This is a genomic window from Bradyrhizobium sp. T-12 (assembly GCF_058314695.1).
In genome coordinates, this window is record NZ_CM177756.1 from 595,449 (window position 1) to 612,195 (window position 16,747).

General features: G+C 62.8%; 17 protein-coding genes. 8 read left to right on the forward strand and 9 right to left on the reverse strand.

Translation table 11 applies throughout. The features are described from left to right. The first annotated feature begins 46 nt into the window (after positions 1 to 46). From AC0WRY_RS02820 to AC0WRY_RS02835, 4 genes are all read left to right on the forward strand, one after another. Entirely contained in the window at positions 47 to 514 is a 468-nt protein-coding gene (locus AC0WRY_RS02820) for a PH domain-containing protein (protein WP_194405584.1), read from the forward strand. Between the two features lie 14 nt (positions 515 to 528). Next, complete coding sequence (gene ubiG / locus AC0WRY_RS02825; RefSeq protein WP_194405585.1) at positions 529 to 1,296, forward strand: bifunctional 2-polyprenyl-6-hydroxyphenol methylase/3-demethylubiquinol 3-O-methyltransferase UbiG; 768 nt, start codon at positions 529 to 531, stop codon at positions 1,294 to 1,296. 110 nt (positions 1,297 to 1,406) lie between these two features. Further along, the gene (locus tag AC0WRY_RS02830; RefSeq protein ID WP_194405586.1) at positions 1,407 to 1,688 is read left to right on the forward strand and encodes a GIY-YIG nuclease family protein; all 282 of its coding nucleotides are present in this window, start codon (positions 1,407 to 1,409) and stop codon (positions 1,686 to 1,688) included. A 264-nt stretch (positions 1,689 to 1,952) separates the two neighbouring features. Next, on the forward strand, positions 1,953 to 2,852 hold the full coding sequence (locus AC0WRY_RS02835; RefSeq protein ID WP_194405587.1) for an EamA family transporter: 900 nt from the start codon (positions 1,953 to 1,955) through the stop codon (positions 2,850 to 2,852). Here the strand turns inward: AC0WRY_RS02835 and AC0WRY_RS02840 are convergent. The 4 genes from AC0WRY_RS02840 to AC0WRY_RS02855 are packed head-to-tail and all read right to left on the reverse strand — an operon-like array spanning position 2,849 to position 5,326. Beyond that, positions 2,849 to 3,334 carry a DUF1178 family protein gene (locus AC0WRY_RS02840; RefSeq protein WP_194405588.1) on the reverse strand — a complete coding sequence of 162 codons (486 nt, stop codon included), beginning with the start codon at positions 3,332 to 3,334 and terminating at the stop codon, positions 2,849 to 2,851. The genes AC0WRY_RS02835 and AC0WRY_RS02840 overlap by 4 nt on opposite strands. Next, a complete protein-coding gene (locus AC0WRY_RS02845; protein ID WP_194405589.1) occupies positions 3,331 to 4,209 on the reverse strand; it encodes a carbon-nitrogen hydrolase family protein in 879 nt (292 codons plus the stop codon). Before AC0WRY_RS02845 ends, AC0WRY_RS02840 begins: the two co-directional genes overlap by 4 nt. Then, a complete protein-coding gene (gene grxC / locus AC0WRY_RS02850) occupies positions 4,206 to 4,481 on the reverse strand; it encodes a glutaredoxin 3 (protein WP_194405590.1) in 276 nt (91 codons plus the stop codon). Before grxC ends, AC0WRY_RS02845 begins: the two co-directional genes overlap by 4 nt. 47 nt (positions 4,482 to 4,528) lie before the next feature. Next, entirely contained in the window at positions 4,529 to 5,326 is a 798-nt protein-coding gene (locus AC0WRY_RS02855; protein WP_194405591.1) for a ComF family protein, read from the reverse strand. A gap of 146 nt (positions 5,327 to 5,472) precedes the next feature. On the opposite strand from AC0WRY_RS02855, the gene AC0WRY_RS02860 reads away from it, so the two are divergent. After that, positions 5,473 to 6,321: a methyltransferase domain-containing protein gene (locus tag AC0WRY_RS02860; RefSeq protein WP_194408145.1), complete on the forward strand. Its 849-nt coding sequence runs from the start codon at positions 5,473 to 5,475 to the stop codon at positions 6,319 to 6,321. 128 nt (positions 6,322 to 6,449) lie between these two features. Here the strand turns inward: AC0WRY_RS02860 and AC0WRY_RS02865 are convergent, their stop codons facing one another. After that, positions 6,450 to 6,860: a (deoxy)nucleoside triphosphate pyrophosphohydrolase gene (locus AC0WRY_RS02865; protein WP_194405592.1), complete on the reverse strand. Its 411-nt coding sequence runs from the start codon at positions 6,858 to 6,860 to the stop codon at positions 6,450 to 6,452. Positions 6,861 to 7,001: 141 nt separating this feature from the next. On the opposite strand from AC0WRY_RS02865, the gene AC0WRY_RS02870 reads away from it, so the two are divergent. Continuing rightward, complete coding sequence (locus tag AC0WRY_RS02870; protein WP_491122623.1) at positions 7,002 to 8,354, forward strand: TadE/TadG family type IV pilus assembly protein; 1,353 nt, start codon at positions 7,002 to 7,004, stop codon at positions 8,352 to 8,354. A 41-nt stretch (positions 8,355 to 8,395) separates the two neighbouring features. Here the strand turns inward: AC0WRY_RS02870 and argJ are convergent, their stop codons facing one another. Next, entirely contained in the window at positions 8,396 to 9,655 is a 1,260-nt protein-coding gene (argJ, locus tag AC0WRY_RS02875) for a bifunctional glutamate N-acetyltransferase/amino-acid acetyltransferase ArgJ (protein WP_194405594.1), read from the reverse strand. Between the two features lie 104 nt (positions 9,656 to 9,759). Then, entirely contained in the window at positions 9,760 to 10,701 is a 942-nt protein-coding gene (locus AC0WRY_RS02880) for a peptidylprolyl isomerase (protein WP_194405595.1), read from the reverse strand. Positions 10,702 to 11,054: 353 nt separating this feature from the next. Between AC0WRY_RS02880 and secA the strand changes: the two genes are divergently transcribed. Then, positions 11,055 to 13,895: a preprotein translocase subunit SecA gene (gene secA, locus AC0WRY_RS02885; protein ID WP_194405596.1), complete on the forward strand. Its 2,841-nt coding sequence runs from the start codon at positions 11,055 to 11,057 to the stop codon at positions 13,893 to 13,895. 115 nt (positions 13,896 to 14,010) lie between these two features. Then, positions 14,011 to 15,177, forward strand: coding sequence for a tyrosine-type recombinase/integrase (locus AC0WRY_RS02890; RefSeq protein WP_491122624.1), 1,167 nt, complete (start codon positions 14,011 to 14,013; stop codon positions 15,175 to 15,177). Between the two features lie 3 nt (positions 15,178 to 15,180). Here AC0WRY_RS02890 and AC0WRY_RS02895 read toward each other — a convergent pair whose 3' ends face one another. Beyond that, complete coding sequence (locus tag AC0WRY_RS02895; protein WP_491122625.1) at positions 15,181 to 15,951, reverse strand: glycoside hydrolase family protein; 771 nt, start codon at positions 15,949 to 15,951, stop codon at positions 15,181 to 15,183. Then, positions 15,952 to 16,455, reverse strand: a complete 504-nt coding sequence (locus tag AC0WRY_RS02900; RefSeq protein WP_491122626.1) for a hypothetical protein — start codon at positions 16,453 to 16,455, stop codon at positions 15,952 to 15,954. It lies immediately after the preceding gene. Positions 16,456 to 16,747: the final 292 nt, after the last annotated feature.

The following is a 16,747-nucleotide window of genomic DNA, read 5'->3' on the forward strand; positions in this document are numbered from 1 at the left end:
GCGGGTTCCTGCGGGGCCGGGTGCGGGCAATGGGTTAGCTGAGGTCATGGCGCGTTATATCGACGAGATTCTGCAGCCCGGCGAGAAGGTGCTGTATTCGACCAATGCGCACTGGATCTTCTATTTTCCGGCGATCCTGGCCTGGATCGTGACGCTGGTCCTGCTGATCCTGTCGCGCCAGGTTGTTATCGACTGGCTCGTTCTGCTCTGCCTGGCGGCCGCAGCCGTCGCGGCGCTGGCGGCCCTGTACTGGACCATCAAGGGCTGGTTCCACCGCTTCACCACCGAGACCGACGTCACCAATCTCAGGGTCGTGCACAAGACCGGCTTCATCAAGCGTCGTACCTTCGAGATGGCGCTGGACAAGGTCGAGAGCGTCGACGTCGACCAGACCATTCTTGGACGTATTCTCAACTACGGCGACGTGACGATTCGCGGCGTCGGTGAGGGGATCGAGACGATCAAGACCATCGCCTCGCCGCTCGCCTTCCGTAGTTCGATCACCACGCGGTAGGACCGCGCGTAACCATGAGCATGCAGCAAAATACTTCCGTTTCCGCCCAGCCCGGCTCGACCGTCGACGCCGCCGAGATCGCCAAATTCTCAAAACTCTCCGCGGAGTGGTGGGACCCCAACGGCAAGATGGCGCCGCTGCACCGGATCAATCCGCTGCGGCTCGGCTATATCCGCGATGCCGCCTGCCGCAAGTTCGAGCGCAACGTGCGCAGCCTCAACTGCCTCGCCGGCTTGCGCGTGCTCGACATCGGCTGCGGCGCCGGCCTTCTGTGCGAGCCGCTGTCACGCTTGGGAGCGCAGGTCATCGGCGTCGATCCCTCGCAGAGCAACATCGCCGCGGCGAAGCTGCATGCCGACAAGGGCCATCTTGCGATCGACTACCGCTGCACCACGGTCGAGGAGATCGACCCGCGCGAGCGCTTCGACATCGTGCTGGCGATGGAAGTGGTCGAGCATGTCGTCGATGTCGGCGTCTTCCTGAAGCGCTGCGCCGCGATGCTGAAGCCGAACGGCCTCATGGTGGTCTCGACGCTGAACCGCAACTGGAAGAGCTTTGCGCTCGCCATCGTCGGCGCCGAATATGTCCTGCGCTGGCTGCCGCGCGGCACCCACGAGTGGAACAAGTTCGTCACCCCCGACGAGCTGACGAAATACCTGCTCGACAACCGCCTCGTCATCACCGAGCAGACCGGCGTGGTCTACTCGCCCTTCGCCGACAAATGGTCGCTCTCGTCGGACATGGACGTGAACTACATGATGGTGGCGGAAGCGATGGTGTGAGGGCGTATGAGTGAGATGCGATCTCTAACTCCCCGGGCGGTGTCGTCCCTGCGAACGCAGGGACCCATAACCACAGGCCCATCGAGTTAGCCAAGACGGGCGCCCCGAGCATGTACTACGTCTACATCCTCGCCAGTCGCCATCACGGAACGCTCTACATCGGCGTCACCAACTCACTGCAGAAGCGGATGGAGCAGCACCGCGCCGGCAAGGGCTCCGAGTTCGTCAAGCGCTACGGCGTGCATCGGCTGGTCTACACCGAAGCCTATGAACGCGTCGAGGAGGCGATTGCCCGGGAAAAGCAGCTCAAGCGCTGGAAGCGCGACTGGAAGATCGAGCTGATCGAGCGAGACAATCCGGACTGGCGAGATCTGAGTGATCTGTTGGTTTGACAGTGTGATGCCGCCCAGCAAATGTCGTCGTCCCTGCGAACGCAGGGACCCATACCGCGTGATCTCTCGTGGGGTTCGGTGTGATATGCGCGGGTTGGCAGCCTTCGCCAAACTGCTCCCTGGGGTTATGGGTCCCTGCGTTCGCAGGGACGACAGTGTGCTTGTTGCAAGAGCATCGCACCCATGACGCTCGTGTGGTTGACCAGCGAGGATGTTCCCGTCACGCTAATAAACCCACCTTCCTAAGCACTTTAGCCCCCTCCCATGCTCACCGTCGCCAGCCTCTGGATTCCCTTCACCATCGTCGCCGCGCTGGGCCAGGTCGCGCGGAACGCGATGCAGCGGTCGCTCACGAAGCCGCTGGGGACTTGGGGCGCGACCAATATTCGCTTCCTGTTTGGCTTCCCGTTCTCACTGGTGTTCCTCGGCGTGGTGCTGATCGCGACCGGCGATCATCTCGGTATGCCGCCGACCGCGTTCTGGCCATGGCTGCTGCTCGGGGCGCTGAGCCAGATCGTCGCGACAGGCCTGATGCTGCTCGCTATGAACGATCGCTCCTTCGTGGTGACGACGGCGTACCTCAAGACCGAGGCGATCCAGACCGCGATCTTCGGCTTCGTCTTCCTCGGCGATCACCTCACCTTTCTGAAAGTGCTGGCGATCGTGATCGCGACCGTCGGTGTCGTCATCACCGCGCTGCGCCCTGGCGGGGAAAAGAGCTTTGCCGAATTGAAGCCGACCATCACCGGCCTCGTCGCGGCAGCGGCTTTCGCGCTTTCCGCGGTCGGCTTTCGCGGCGCCATCATCAACGTGCCTGGCGTCTCCTTCGTGACGGCGGCCTCGTTCACGCTGGTGCTCGGATTGTTCGTGCAGACGCTGGTGCTGACGATCTATCTGCTCTGGCGCGCGCCAGCGATATTGCAGGCGATCCTCGGCCTGTGGAAGCCGTCGATGCTGGCGGGCTTCATGGGCGCCTTCGCCTCACAGTTCTGGTTCCTAGCCTTCGCGCTGACGGCCGCCGCCAATGTCCGCACGCTCGCTCTGATCGAGGTGCTGTTCGCACAAGCCGTGGCCTATTACTCGTTCAAGCAGCCGATCGCGCCGCGCGAGATTTTTGGCATCGCGCTGATCGTCGTCGGCGTGGCGGTGCTGGTGGGGGCTTAGTTCCGGTCTTCCGGCAGCGTCGGCAGCGGCGAGACCTCGATGCCTTCGTCGATCAGCGACTTCGCCTCTTCCGGCGAGGCCTCGCCATAGATCGGGCGATGTTCCTTGTCGCCGTAATGCATCGCGCGGGCTTCGTTCGCAAAGCGCTCGCCGACGTTGTCGGCGTTCTTGACGATGTGGTCGCGCAGCTCCTTGAGCTTGTTGCGCAGCTCTTTCTCCTGCGCCATCAGCAGCGAGGTCGGCCCTGACGGCGCGGCCTCGGGCGCGGCGGCAGTCGTGACCGGCTCCGGCGGCGGCGTCGCACGGCCGCGGCCCTTCTTGCCGACAATGCGCGGGGCCATGATCGCTTTGTCGACCTTGGCCGAGCCGCAGATCGGGCAGGCCACCAGCTTGCGCTTGACCTGCTGGTCATAGGCCGTCGAACTTTGAAACCAGCTCTCGAATTCGTGGTCCCGGTCGCAGCGAAGTGCGTAGCGGATCATGCCGATCCCCGCACGAGGTGCAGATGGTCCGGTCCGGCCTTGGGATCGGACACGCCGAAGCGGCGGCCGTGCTGGAGCGAGGGAATCGCGCGGCGCGCGGTCTCGACCTTGGCCGGATCGATCTTGGCCATGATGATGCCGGGCTCGACGTCGCCCTCGGCGAGGATCTCGCCCCAGGGGTCGATGATCAGCGAATGGCCATAGGTCTCGCGCTTGTTCTCGTGGGTGCCGGCCTGGGCCGCTGCGAAGATGAAGCAGCCGGTCTCGATCGCGCGCGCACGCAGCAGCACGTGCCAATGCGCTTCGCCGGTCTTGCGGGTGAAGGCCGAGGGCACGGTGATGAAGTAGGCGCCACTCTCGGCGAGTGCGCGATAGAGCGCGGGGAAGCGCACGTCGTAGCAGATCGTCAGGCCCATCCGGCCCCAGGGCAGGTCGGAGATCACCGCGGTCTCGCCCGGCTGGTAATTGGCGGATTCGCGATAGCTCTCGCCGTCCGGCAGCTCGATGTCGAACATGTGGATCTTGTCGTAGCTCGCGAGCACATTGCCCTCGGGCCCGATCAGGAAGGAGCGGTTGACCGCCTTTTCGGCGGAGAAGCGCAGCGCCAGCGAGCCGACATGGAGATGGATCTTCAATTCGGCCGCGAGCGCCCGGTAGGCTTTCAGCGAGGTGTCGTTCTCTTCGCTCTGCAGATGCTCGAACAGCGCCTTGCGGTTCAGCTGCATCATGTTGCTGACTTCGGGCGTCTGCACGTAGTCGGCGCCGTTGGCGGCCGCCTGCCGGATCAGCTTGGTGGCTTGTTCAAGGCTGGGCCCCGGCATCAGGCCGGTGCGCATCTGCACCATCGCGGCGGTGAACGTGCGGTCTTCGCTCATGAGGTTGCCTTCACGCTTTCGAGCATGCCGTCGAGCTTGCCTTCGCGGTCGAGCGCGTAGAGATTGTCACAGCCGCCGACATGCGTTCCGCCGATCCAGATCTGCGGGAAGGTCGAGCCCTCGCCGGCGCGGTCGTACATCTCGTTGCGCCAGGACGGGTTCTTGGCGACGTCGAATTCCGTGAACGCCGCCTTCTTGCGGCTCAGCAGCGACTTGGCGGCGGAACAATAGCCGCAGCCCGGCCTGGTGTAGATCTCGACAGCAGCAGTCATCTCGTCTGGCGCTCTCTTGTCATGAATCCATTGAATTATATGGGACTTTACCGGGGATCCACAACCCGGGCGAAGACCAGGACGTCGACCTGGGCGGCCTTGGCGCGGAGCAGGGCCCGTGCGCAGGCATCCAGCGTCGCACCCGAGGTCAGGACATCGTCGATCAGGACAATGCGGCGGCCCTGGATTTCAGCCTGGCGGTCCGGGGATACTTGAAATGCGCCCTGCACATTCGTGGCGCGCTGGGCCCGCGACAGGCCGATCTGCTGCTCGGTGGCCCGCACCCGGCGCAGCACCTCGGCCTTCGTCCTGACCCCGCTCTGCCGCTCGATGATCTGCGCCAGCGCCCCGGACTGGTTGTAGCGGCGCCGCCAGGCCCGCCGCCAGTGTAGCGGCACCGGCACCAGCATGTCGGCCCCGGCCAGCAGCTCGCCGCCCGCCCGCGCCATCCAGCGCCCCATGGCGGGCGCGAGATCCGTGCGGTCCTGGTATTTCAGCGCATGCACCAACGTGCGCGCGACGTCGTCATAGCGTACTGCCGCGCGGGCCCGCTGGTAGGCCGGCGGGTTCGCGATCGCCTCCATCGACAGCATGTCCGGGCCCGGGTCGTAGACGAAGGGGATGCCGAGCCGCGGGCAATAGGGCCGTTCGATGAACGACAGCCGCGCCCAGCACGAGGCGCAAACGCCCTCGCCATCGACCGGCTCGCGGCAGGACACGCACAGCGTCGGCAGCGCGATGTCGAGCGCGAGCCGCGCCGCCCGCGCCAGCACGTGGCGGCCGGCCGTCCACGCGGCACGCAGCGGTGAGGCAATAGAACGGGTGGGGGCGGCGTCGGCGTCCATGGGGGGAGGCTAGCGTTCCACGCTTCCGGGCTCAAGCCACGCTCTCGTGCCCCGGTCGCAGCGCAGCAGCGCTAAGAGCGCTGCAGCGCGTCCGGGACAAGAGAGAGGAGATTGCATTGGCCAGCGTGATCGGCGTAACCAGCGGCATGGCCCAGCCCCCGCAAACTCCGCCCGCTTTGTTCGATCGCGCCTTGCTGCACGCGCGGCAGCGGCGTGCGCAGGCGCAGGGTGCGGTAAGCTTCCTGCTCGATCGTGTCGCCGAGGACATGGTGGAGCGGCTCGCCGCGGTGATGCGCGAGTTTCACGCCCCGGTCGATCTCTGGACGCCGGGCGATGGTCTGGCGCCCCTCCGCACGCGCCTTCCCTCCATCTCGCACATCGCGCTTGATGCGGCCGGCGCGGAAAAACTTCCCTTCTCGCCGGACAGTCTCGACCTCGTCGCCTCGGCCCTGGCGCTGCAATTCGTCAACGATCTGCCGGGCGTGTTCGCACAAATTCGTCGGGCGCTGAAGCCGGACGGGCTGCTGCTGGCCGCGATGATCGGCGGCGACAGCCTGACCGAGCTGCGTCAGGCCTTTGCGGCGGCCGAGGCCGAATGCGAGGGCGGCGTGTCGCCGCGCGTGGCGCCGTTTGCGGATTTGCGCGATGTCGGTGCGCTGCTGCAGAGGGCGGGCTTCGCGCTGCCAGTGACCGACGTCGACCGCGTCGTCGTGCGCTACGGCAATGCGTTCGCCTTGATGCAGGATCTGCGCCGCATGGGCGCGGCCAATGTGCTGATCGAACGCCGCCGCACGCCGAGCCGGCGCGCGACGCTGCTGCGGATGGCCGAGATCTATGCCGAGCGATTTGCCGATGCCGACGGCCGCATCCGCGCGACGTTCGACATCATCTGGCTCTCCGGCTGGGCCCCGCATGCGAGCCAGCAGCAGCCGCTGAAGCCGGGATCGGCGAAGGCGAGCCTGGCGGAGGCGGTGAGGAAGGCGGGGAAAGAGTGAGCCGTGTCCCGGACGCGCTGCAGCTTTCTTACGCTGCTGCGCAGAGCCGGACCCAGTCTGCGGTAAGTATGGGCCCCGGCTCAGCAGCGCACCGCAAGGGCGCTGCGCTGCGTCCGGGGCACGGCAACTCACATCAGCAGATCAATCAAATGCGGGATCAGCGGAATATCCGCGGGCGGCATCGGGTAGTCGCGCAGCTTGTTGGCGCGCACCCAGGCCAAGGCCTGGCCCTCGCGCGAGGCCACCTGTCCTTCCCAGCGCCGGCAGATGTAGAGCGGCATCAACAGGTGGAAGCTCTCATAGCCGTAGCTCGCGAAGGTCAGCGGCGCGAGGCATGGTTCGGCGACGGTGATGCCGAGTTCCTCGTGAAGTTCGCGGATCAGGCTCTGCTCCGGCCGCTCGCCGGGCTCACACTTGCCGCCGGGAAATTCCCACAGGCCGGCGAGCGCCTTGCCCTCGGGGCGCTGCGCGATCAGGACGCGCTTGTCGGCATCGACCAGCGCGCAGGCCACCACCAGGGTCAGTTTGAGATCGGCCATGTCCGGAATGTCGCTCGCTGGGGTCGTTCGCAAGGATTCGTTAACCGTACTGAGGGGCCACGATTCCAGGGGCCCCATAAGTCATATTTAATCAAGGGTTCCTAGAGTGGGAACATATTTAAACCATTCCGGGCTCCATCCATGCGCGCCGTGCTTTGCTCCCTTATCGGCCGGTTCGCAACCGACCGGCGCGGCAATGTCGCGGTGATTTTCGCACTCGCCTGCGTCCCCCTTGTCACGGTGGTTGGCTGCGCGGTCGATTACTCCCGCGCCACTCAGATGCGGGCCAAGCTGCAGGCTGCGGCCGACGCGGCCAGCGTCGGCGCGGTCGCCAAGGCATCGCCGGCCTTTGCGGCCGCGGGCACGATGACCTCGGACGGTTCGATTCCCGTGGGCGTCACCGACGCCAGGAACATCTTCAATGCCAACGTCGCCAATCTGACCGGCTATACGCTCGACAGTCTCACGCCGACGGTGGTCAAGAACGGCTCGACGGTCACCTCGACCGTTGCGTTCAAAGGCACCATCAACACCATGTTCCTCGGCGTGATCGGCAAGACCTCGCTGACGACGAGCGGCACGTCGACGGCGACGGCGAGCATGCCGCTCTATTTCGACTTCTACCTCCTGCTGGACAATTCGCCGTCGATGGGCGTGGCGGCAACGCCGGCGGACGTCACCAAGCTGGTCAACGCGACCACCGGCAACAGCTTCAAGCCGAACGACCAGTGCGCGTTCGCCTGTCACGACTACAACGACCCCGACAATTACTACAATCTCGCCAAGTCCATCGGCGTGACCACGCGGATCGACGTGCTGCGCAGCGCGACGCAATCGCTGATGGATACGGCTGCCGCGAGCCAGACCTATTCGAACCAGTTCCGCATGGCGATCTACGATTTCGGCGCGGCGTCAAAGACCATCGGCTTGCGGGCGCTTTTTCCGTTGTCCTCGAATTTGTCGAGCGCGAAGACGGCGGCCGGCAACATCGACCTGATGGGCGTCTACGGCAACAACGACAGCTATACCAAGGATCAGGACACGCAGTTCAGCACCATCTTTCCGGCGATCAACAACGAGATCCCCAACCCCGGAAGCGGTAAATCCAACGCTCCCCTGAAATATCTGTTCTTCGTCTCCGACGGTGTCGCCGACGAAAGCAATCCGGGCTGCCTGAAGCCGCTCTCGGGGTCCTCACGTTGCCAATCGCCGCTCAATGCGTCGCTCTGCAAGACGATGAAGGATCGGGGCGTCAAGGTCGCGGTGCTGTACACGACCTATCTCGCGCTGCCCACCAACGCCTGGTACATGAAATGGGTCGATCCGTTCAATGCCGGCCCCTATGGTCCCTCGCCGAACAGCGAGATCGCGCAGAACATGCAGAGCTGCGCTTCGCCGGGGCTGTATTTCGAGGTGAGCCCGACCCAGGGCATCTCGGACGCGATGAATGCGCTGTTCAAGAAAGCGGTCGCGGACGCCCGGATCTCGGGGTGACTGTTCCCGTCTCCCCGTAAGAACGCGGCGAGGGTGAAGACTCAGGACCTGTAATCCCCGTTGATCGCCACATATTCCTTGGTGAGGTCGCAAGTCAGCACGCGGTCGCGGCCCTTGCCGAGACCGAGCGAGACCTTGATTGCGATCTCCGGCGCCTTCATCGCTTCCGACACCTGGGCCTCGTCATAATCGGGATCGCGCGCGCCGCTCTTGGCGACGCGGATGCCGTTGAAGGAGATCGAGAGCTTGTCGCGATCGGCCGGCTCGCCGGCCTTGCCGACCGCCATCACCACGCGGCCCCAATTGGCGTCCTCGCCGGCGATCGCGGTCTTGACCAGCGGCGAATTGGCGATCGACATCGCGATCTTGCGGGCCGAGGCCTTGGTCTTGGCGCCCTCGACCGTGATCTCGACCAGCTTTCGCGCGCCTTCGCCGTCGCGGGCGACCTGTTCGGAAAGATTTGCCAGGATCAGATTGAAGGCCTTGGTGAAAGCCTTCAGGCGCGGATCGCTGGCGCGGCTGATCTTGGGTGCGCCATGCGCGGCGGCAGCCCCGGTCGCGAAGGCCAGCAGCGTGTCCGAGGTCGAGGTGTCGCCGTCGATCGTCACGGCGTTGAAGGTGTCCTCGACGCCGGCCTTGAGCAGCGCCTGCAGCGCAGCGGGCGCGATCGGCGCGTCGGTGAAGATGAAGGACAGCATCGTCGCCATGTCGGGCGCGATCATGCCGGCGCCCTTGGCCATGCCGTTGATGGTGACCTTGGCCTTGCCGAGCTTGACGGTCGCGGTCGCGACCTTCGGGAAGGTGTCGGTGGTCATGATCGCCTTGGCCGCGGCGAGATAGTCGCCCGCTTCCGCGGTCTCGGCGAGGCGGCCGAGCACGCCGTCGAACTTGGTCGCGTCCAGCGGCTCGCCGATCACGCCGGTCGAGGCCAGGAAGATCTCGCTTTCGCTGCACCCGACCGCCTTGGCCGCGATCTTGGCGGTCAGCGCGGTGGAGGCGCGACCGGTCTTGCCGGTGAAGGCATTGGCATTGCCGGAATTGACGACGAGCGCGCGCGCCAATCCTTTTTTAGAAGATCCGCCGCCCTTCAGCTTGGCGCGGCACCATTCCACCGGCGCGGAGGGACATTTGGACTTAGTGAAGACGCCGGCCACCGCCGTGCCCTTGTCCATCACCGCCAGCAGCACGTCGGTGCGGTTCTTGTAGCGGATGCCGGCCTCGGCCGTCGCAAGGCGGACGCCCGCGATCACGGGCATATCGGGAACGTGCTTGGGGGCGAGCGGGGAGACGGTTGAGGACATCGCGGGGCGCCTTGGTGGGATCTGGATATGCAGATGCCCGGCACGGGGGCCGGGCATCACGAAGGCTTAGATACTCTTGGCGTCAGCGAAGTGACAGCAAATTCTTACTTCTTGGCGGGCGGCGCCATCTTGCTGTCGGAGGGCTTTGCGTCAGAAGGCTTGGCCGCATCCGCCGGCTTCGCATCGGGCTTGGCATCCGCGGCCGGCTGGTCGAGCCGCTCGACCTTGGCCTCGGCGCGCAGCTTGGCGACGTATTCGGCCTGGGCCTTGCGGGTGACATAACTCTCGATCTGGGTCTTGACCTGCTCGAAATCGGGCGCCTTGCGGCTACGCTTTTCCTCGACCTTGATGATGTGCCAGCCGAACTGCGACTTCACGGGGTCGGAGATCTTGCCCGGCTCCAGGGTGAAGGCGACCGTGGAGAATTCCGGCACCATCTGTTCCTTGGTGAAGAAGCCGAGGTCGCCGCCATCGGCCGAGCCCGGATCCTTGGACTTCTTCTTGGCGAGCTCGGCGAAATCGGCGCCCTTGTCGAGCTCGGCCTTCACCGCCTTGGCCTCGTCCTCGGTCTCCACCAGGATGTGGCGGGCGCGCACCTCCTGCTCGCCGGTGATCTGCTTGGAGGCCTCCTCGTAGACCTTCTTCATGGCATCCGGGGTGGTGGCGGCCTTGCCCTCATTGGCGAGCAGGCTGTCCATCAGCAGCCGGTTGCGGGCGAACGCCAGGCGCTTCTTGAACTCCTCGCTGTCGGCAATCTTCTTGTCCTCGGCAGCCTTGCTGACGATTTTCATGTCGATCAGGAACGACAGGACGTTCTCGTCCTTGCTCGCCGGGTCCATCTGGGCGAGGCTCGGTCCGAGCTCCTCTTCGGCCATGGCGACGTCGCTCTTCTTGATTTCCGCGCCATTGACCTTCGCCAGCACCGGATCGTCGGCGGCCCGGAGCGGGCCCGCGAACGCCAGGGACAGCGCCAAAGCGAGGCTGCCAGCCAGGGCGGACGCATGGCGGAAACGCTGGCCGGTGGTTACCGGGAACGAGGTGGTCATGGAAAATCCTTATGTTGAAGCAGGGGGCTGCTCGAAGCGGGGCGGACACTCGCCCAATTCAGGGGGGCTTGGCAACGCGAAAAGTCTGTCAAAATGATGAATTAGCCGCAATGCGCCCGCCGTTGACAAGGCCCTGACCGGGCCATATCTCTGCCCGGTCGCGACCATGGCGATGGCGTTTATTTTGCTGCGTTTTTGGCCGTTGAACCCAGACTAGCCCAATTCCCACCCATATGGCGGACGACCCCCGCAGTCCGGGCTCTGACGCCGCCAGGCGTCACGGTGAGTTGATAGGCAGGCGGGGGACAACTTCTTAGGCCAACGCGGTTAAATCGCGAACACAGGAACCAGGCATGATCGGCGCGCTCGCCCGCAAGTTTTTCGGCTCCGCCAACGACCGGCGGGTGAAGGGATATCAGTCCCGCGTCAACGCGATCAACGCGCTGGAGCCCGAAGTTTCCAAACTTTCCGACGAGGCGCTCAAGGCCCGCACCGCCGAGTTCAAGAAGCAGCTTGCCGAGGGCAAGACGCTGGACGATCTCCTGGTGCCCGCCTTCGCCACCGTGCGCGAGGCGGCCAAGCGCACGCTCGGCCAGCGCCATTTCGACGTCCAGCTGATCGGCGGCATGGTGCTGCACGAGGGCGACATCGCCGAGATGAAGACCGGCGAAGGCAAGACGCTGGTCGCGACGCTGGCGGTCTATCTCAACGCGCTCGCCGGCAAGGGCGTCCATGTCGTCACCGTCAACGACTACCTCGCCCGCCGCGACTCCGGCTGGATGGGCCAGATCTACGGCTTCCTTGGCCTGACCACCGGCGTGATCGTGCACGGCCTCGACGATGCCGAGCGCAAGGCGGCCTATGCCTGCGACATCACCTACGGCACCAACAACGAATACGGCTTCGACTATCTGCGCGACAACATGAAGTACCGGCTCGAGGACATGGTCCAGCGGCCGCACTTCTACGCCATCGTCGACGAGGTCGACTCCATCCTGATCGACGAAGCGCGGACGCCGCTGATCATCTCCGGCCCGCTCGACGACCGCTCCGACTTCTACAACACCATCGACAGCTTCCTGCCCAAGCTCGACAAGTCCGACTACGACGTCGACGAGAAGCAGCGTACGGTGACCCTCACCGAAGCGGGCATGGAGAAGATCGAGGGGCTGCTGCGCGATGCCGGCCAGCTCAAGGGCGAGTCGCTCTACGACGTCGAGAACGTCTCCGTCGTGCACCATATCAACCAGGCCCTGCGCGCCCACACGCTGTTCACCCGCGACAAGGACTACATCGTCCGCGACGACGAGGTTGTGATCATCGACGAGTTCACCGGCCGCATGATGGCCGGTCGGCGCTATTCCGAAGGCCTGCACCAGGCGCTGGAGGCGAAGGAGCACGTTACGGTCCAGCCCGAGAACCAGACGCTGGCCTCGATCACCTTCCAGAACTACTTCCGCATGTACGAAAAGCTCGCCGGCATGACCGGCACGGCGCTGACGGAAGCCGACGAGCTGTTCGACATCTACAAGCTCGAAGTCGTGGAAATCCCGACCAACCTCCCGGTCGCCCGTCTCGACGAGGACGACGAGGTCTACCGCACCCAGAACGAGAAGTACGCCGCGATCCTGGCCGAGATCGAGCGCGCCAATGCGCGGCTCCAGCCCGTGCTGGTCGGCACCGCCTCGATCGAGAAGTCGGAAGTGATCGCCGAATACCTCAAGAAGCACGGCTACCGGCAGATCGATTTCGGAAACGAAAATTCGATGCAGAAGCTGTACGCGGCGGCCCGCGCCGGCAAGCCGGCAAAGCTGTTCGCCGTGCTGAACGCACGTTTCCACGAGCAGGAAGCCTACATCGTGGCGGAAGCCGGCGTGCCCGGCGCGATCACGATCGCGACCAACATGGCCGGCCGCGGTACCGACATCAAGCTCGGCGGCTCGCTCGAGATGCGCATCCAGCAGGAGACCGCGGGCATCGAGGACGAGGCCGAGAAGGCCAGGAAGATCGAGCAGATCAAGGCCGACATTGCCCATTTCCGCGACATCGTGCTGAAGGCCGAGGAGACGGTCGAGATCGAGCCGGCGAAGGGCTCCAAGCCCGCCAAGACCGTGAAGAAGCCCGGCGGCCTCTACATCATCGGCTCCGAGCGCCACGAATCCCGCCGCATCGACAACCAGCTGCGCGGCCGCTCCGGTCGTCAGGGCGACCCCGGTCGCTCGAAGTTCTTCCTGTCGCTGGAAGACGATCTGATGCGCATCTTCGGCTCGGATCGCCTCGACAGCATGTTGCAGCGTCTCGGCCTGCAAGAGGGCGAGGCCATCATCCATCCCTGGATCAACAAGGCGCTCGAGAAGGCGCAGCAGAAGGTCGAGGCGCGCAACTTCGACATCCGCAAGAACCTGCTCAAGTTCGACAACGTCCAGAACGACCAGCGCAAGGTGATCTTCGACCAGCGCGTCGACCTGATGAAGGACGATAGCGTCGCCGAAACCGTCACCGACATGCGCCACGCCTTCATCGACGATCTCGTCGCCAAGCACGTGCCCGAGCATGCCTATGCCGAGCAGTGGGACGTCGCCGGCCTGAAGGACGAGTTGAAGCGCGTGCTCGATCTCGACCTGCCGGTCGACGAATGGGCCAAGGAAGAGGGCATCGCGGACGAGGAGCTGCTCAACCGCATCGAGACCAAGGCCGACGAGCACATGGCGGCCAAGGTCGCGCAATGGGGTCCCGACGTGATGCGTTACGTCGAGAAGACCATTCTCCTGCAGACGCTTGACCATCTCTGGCGCGAGCATCTGATCATGCTCGACCATCTGCGCCAGGTCATCGGCCTGCGCGGGTACGGCCAGCGCGATCCCTTGCAGGAGTACAAGACCGAGGCCTTCAATCTCTTCCAGGAGATGAGCGCTCACTTGCGCGAGGCCGTCACGGCGCAGCTGATGCGCGTCGAGATCGTTCCGCCGGAGCAGGAAGCTCCCGTCCTGCCGCCGATGGAGGCGCATAAGTTCGACCCGAACACCGGCGAGGACGAGATGGCGCTCGCCAGCGTCACGCTCGGTGCGCAGGCCACCGACGCCGCGCTGCGCGATCCGAAGAACCCCACCAGCTGGGGCAAGGTCGGCCGCAACGAGGATTGCCCCTGCGGCAGCGGCAAGAAGTACAAGCACTGCCACGGGCGGTATGCCTAGCGAGCAAAAACAATGGGTTAGACGGGCAAATCACTCGCTGTAAATTTTCGACCGTCTAACACTTGAAAGCATTTCGTCCCTTTGCGGTGCTTGCCAAACTTCAGGGGCACCATGAATGGACGGCGCTCGCTATCTTGAGGATGGCCGGCTTACGATTTTTCGGCGCAATGGCACCTACTACGCCCGCCTGCGACTTTCACCCGGGAAATACGTTACCCGATCATTAAAGACGACGGTCGAGGAGACCGCCGTGCAGTTCGGCCGACGTCTGCTGTTCCAATTAGAACACAGGGCCGAGCAGGGCTTACCGCCGAAATCCAAGTCATTCTCGGCTGTCATCGATGACTACATCCGCTTCCGTGAGCGGGATCATGCGCACGGCAAGACCTCGGCTGGAATGCTGCGGCAGATCAGGCGGGTGTCGAAGTTCTGGCGGGAGTATGCAGGGCACCTGACTGTCGAAGACATCGACGACAAGGTGATGCGAGAGTTCATCCCGTGGCGTCGGGATTACTACGCTTCGCTCGAAGTGTTGCCGAAGAACGCCAAGCGACATCCCACAGATAAGACGCTTCAATGGGACATGATGCTCGGCAAAGCCATCGTCAAATGGGCTTCAGAGCAGGGCTGGCGAGGTGACAAGGCATCGATCACAGCGACTTTTACACCCAAGAAGAAAAGGGTCCGGCCCGCTTTCGAGCAATGGGAATTTCGTCAGCTTTGGCGGACGATGTGCCGACGCATCAATTTCGCTAGAGACGCTCGCACTAAGGCGAGCCGAGAGCTGCTACAAATCTACGTTTTGGTAGTCGCTTGCACCGGTTTCCGACCTGGAGAGGCGAACAGCCTAAAAGTCCGAGATGTTCACCCATTCAAAGACGAGAAAGGGCGCAGCAATTATCGGTTCGTCGTAAGGGGCAAAACGGGAGAGCGGGATGCGATCGTCAGGTCGGTCGCCGTTAAGCGGCTAGACAAATTCTTGACAAAACGACGGGCGCAAGATCCCGCAGGTCTTCTTTTCGTTATGCCCGACGGATCGAGGATCACCACACTTATTGATCAGCTTAATGCCGCCCTCAAACAAGGGGGAATCGAACGGAGTACTTTCGGGGAAAAATATTCAATCTACAGCTTACGACATTTCTATGCAGTCAATGCGCTGCGCAATGGGGTAGGCGTGTTCGAGATTGCTCGGAATATGGGTACGTCAGTGGAAGTTATTCAGGAGTATTACGGGAAGCAGGCCACCCCGACTGTGTTTGCAACGAGGCTTGGGGATTGACCGTTACGGCATCCGATTTGGACCAAAGCTCCCGTGACTAGGAAAGGGGCGAGTGTCCGCTGGACGAGTCTTGGTATCTCCGCCTGTGGCACCTCCTCCGCCGCCGCCACGGTTCATAGCACGCTCTCCAGCAGCGCCTCCTAAATCCTCGCTCTTTGAAGTAGAACTGGCAGCGGGAGGAGATGTAGCAGGGGCGGGAGACGGTGCGCCTACCTTTGCCGGCACTGCTGACGCTCTAGGTAATGCGGCCTTTGGGTAGACATCCAATCGCAGTGCCTGGGACAGTCTCTCTGCACGGGGGCGGGTCTGTGGATCTCTCCACCAATTCGATTTGGTCATAGCATCAGCCGCCTTGTCGAATTGGGACAGTCCGACATATTTCCTAGTATCAGCAAATTTTTCAGCCCGGTCATAACCCATGATGTAACACAGCGAAACGATTGCAAGCTTTCTCGGATCCGACAATGCATCGAACCCCTCGAAGAGCTTTCGGGCGTCATGGGTTGCAGTCTCTATTCGACTATCCAGAAGTGCGAGCGCCTCAGCTTCAATTAGAAAATCTTTGTGCACGATCAGGTCCGAGACTCGCTTTTTTGAAATAGCTGACAATGCCTTCTGAGCGCTCTTCTCGGAGAGGTTGAATCCGTATCCTGTGGTCCACTTGCCCTTATGATCAAGATAAGCAAAGTGTAGTGGCTCGGGGAGGGCTGGAATTCTTAGCCAGCCTTCATCGATCTTAAGCAATCGGCGAAGATTTTCGTCGTAAGCAGACATCTAAATCAAATTCAACGTTGTCATAGACGTGAACGTCTCATACGGCTTTTCTTTATTGAAAGGGGGCACGTCGAACCAAAGCGATCCAAAGTCGACAGCAAATCGATCTGACTTGAAGATCAGGCGATCCTCATCCTGCAGTCGAGCGATCAGCCCAAATGATGCTGTCATACGACGGAGCTCCGTATAGACACTCCTTGACCCATAGACGATGCGATCGGATTTTGGTTCGATCACTCTGAGTCGCTTCGGCAAAGCATCGATTGCATCGCCTCGTGATCCCGGAGGCCAAAACGGGTTTGTGAATAGCACCGTGAGCAAAGCAGTCACGGTGGTTTCGATTTGGCTCACTTCGAAACTGAAGTCGGCTATACGTTCAACCAGAACGGGGCTGGCCCGGAAGTTGACGAAGTCTTCGTTCCAGTCTCTGGAGGCTTGGGCTGTTCGTGAAGCTCCGATAGATACTGCTGCTCCAGCAATAAGCTCTCTCCGGGAGATCTTCATTGGCCTTGGCCTTTTTTCGAGAAATCTTGATCCCTGGCGCTTTTCAAAGAGGGCCCCAGGCAAAGAGACGTTGAGCGCAGCTAACGCAGCGATAGAAACATATCCCCTGTCCTTACAGTGCGCTGGGTTCCTTGCAGCCCAAGCATAAAGTTTTTCTTGTCTGGAACGATGTTGGTTAATAGACCTCCCGCAGCCCAGCACTTTATCTGGATGGATCAGATAGCGTTTCGCCCATCGTACTATGCTAGGCGGCTTGTAATTGCGGTCAAGTCTGTATCGATCATCCGGGATT

Bases quoted from the DNA above. Each gene is read 5' to 3' on its own strand.
- AC0WRY_RS02820 (WP_194405584.1), top strand. From the start codon at position 47: ATGGCGCGTTATATCGACGAGATTCTGCAGCCCGGCGAGAAGGTGCTG.
- ubiG (WP_194405585.1), top strand. From the start codon at position 529: ATGAGCATGCAGCAAAATACTTCCGTTTCCGCCCAGCCCGGCTCGACC.
- AC0WRY_RS02830 (WP_194405586.1), top strand. From the start codon at position 1,407: ATGTACTACGTCTACATCCTCGCCAGTCGCCATCACGGAACGCTCTAC.
- AC0WRY_RS02835 (WP_194405587.1), top strand. From the start codon at position 1,953: ATGCTCACCGTCGCCAGCCTCTGGATTCCCTTCACCATCGTCGCCGCG.
- AC0WRY_RS02840 (WP_194405588.1), bottom strand. From the start codon at position 3,334: ATGATCCGCTACGCACTTCGCTGCGACCGGGACCACGAATTCGAGAGC.
- AC0WRY_RS02845 (WP_194405589.1), bottom strand. From the start codon at position 4,209: ATGAGCGAAGACCGCACGTTCACCGCCGCGATGGTGCAGATGCGCACC.
- grxC (WP_194405590.1), bottom strand. From the start codon at position 4,481: ATGACTGCTGCTGTCGAGATCTACACCAGGCCGGGCTGCGGCTATTGT.
- AC0WRY_RS02855 (WP_194405591.1), bottom strand. From the start codon at position 5,326: ATGGACGCCGACGCCGCCCCCACCCGTTCTATTGCCTCACCGCTGCGT.
- AC0WRY_RS02860 (WP_194408145.1), top strand. From the start codon at position 5,473: ATGGCCCAGCCCCCGCAAACTCCGCCCGCTTTGTTCGATCGCGCCTTG.
- AC0WRY_RS02865 (WP_194405592.1), bottom strand. From the start codon at position 6,860: ATGGCCGATCTCAAACTGACCCTGGTGGTGGCCTGCGCGCTGGTCGAT.
- AC0WRY_RS02870 (WP_491122623.1), top strand. From the start codon at position 7,002: ATGCGCGCCGTGCTTTGCTCCCTTATCGGCCGGTTCGCAACCGACCGG.
- argJ (WP_194405594.1), bottom strand. From the start codon at position 9,655: ATGTCCTCAACCGTCTCCCCGCTCGCCCCCAAGCACGTTCCCGATATG.
- AC0WRY_RS02880 (WP_194405595.1), bottom strand. From the start codon at position 10,701: ATGACCACCTCGTTCCCGGTAACCACCGGCCAGCGTTTCCGCCATGCG.
- secA (WP_194405596.1), top strand. From the start codon at position 11,055: ATGATCGGCGCGCTCGCCCGCAAGTTTTTCGGCTCCGCCAACGACCGG.
- AC0WRY_RS02890 (WP_491122624.1), top strand. From the start codon at position 14,011: ATGGACGGCGCTCGCTATCTTGAGGATGGCCGGCTTACGATTTTTCGG.
- AC0WRY_RS02895 (WP_491122625.1), bottom strand. From the start codon at position 15,951: ATGTCTGCTTACGACGAAAATCTTCGCCGATTGCTTAAGATCGATGAA.
- AC0WRY_RS02900 (WP_491122626.1), bottom strand. From the start codon at position 16,455: ATGAAGATCTCCCGGAGAGAGCTTATTGCTGGAGCAGCAGTATCTATC.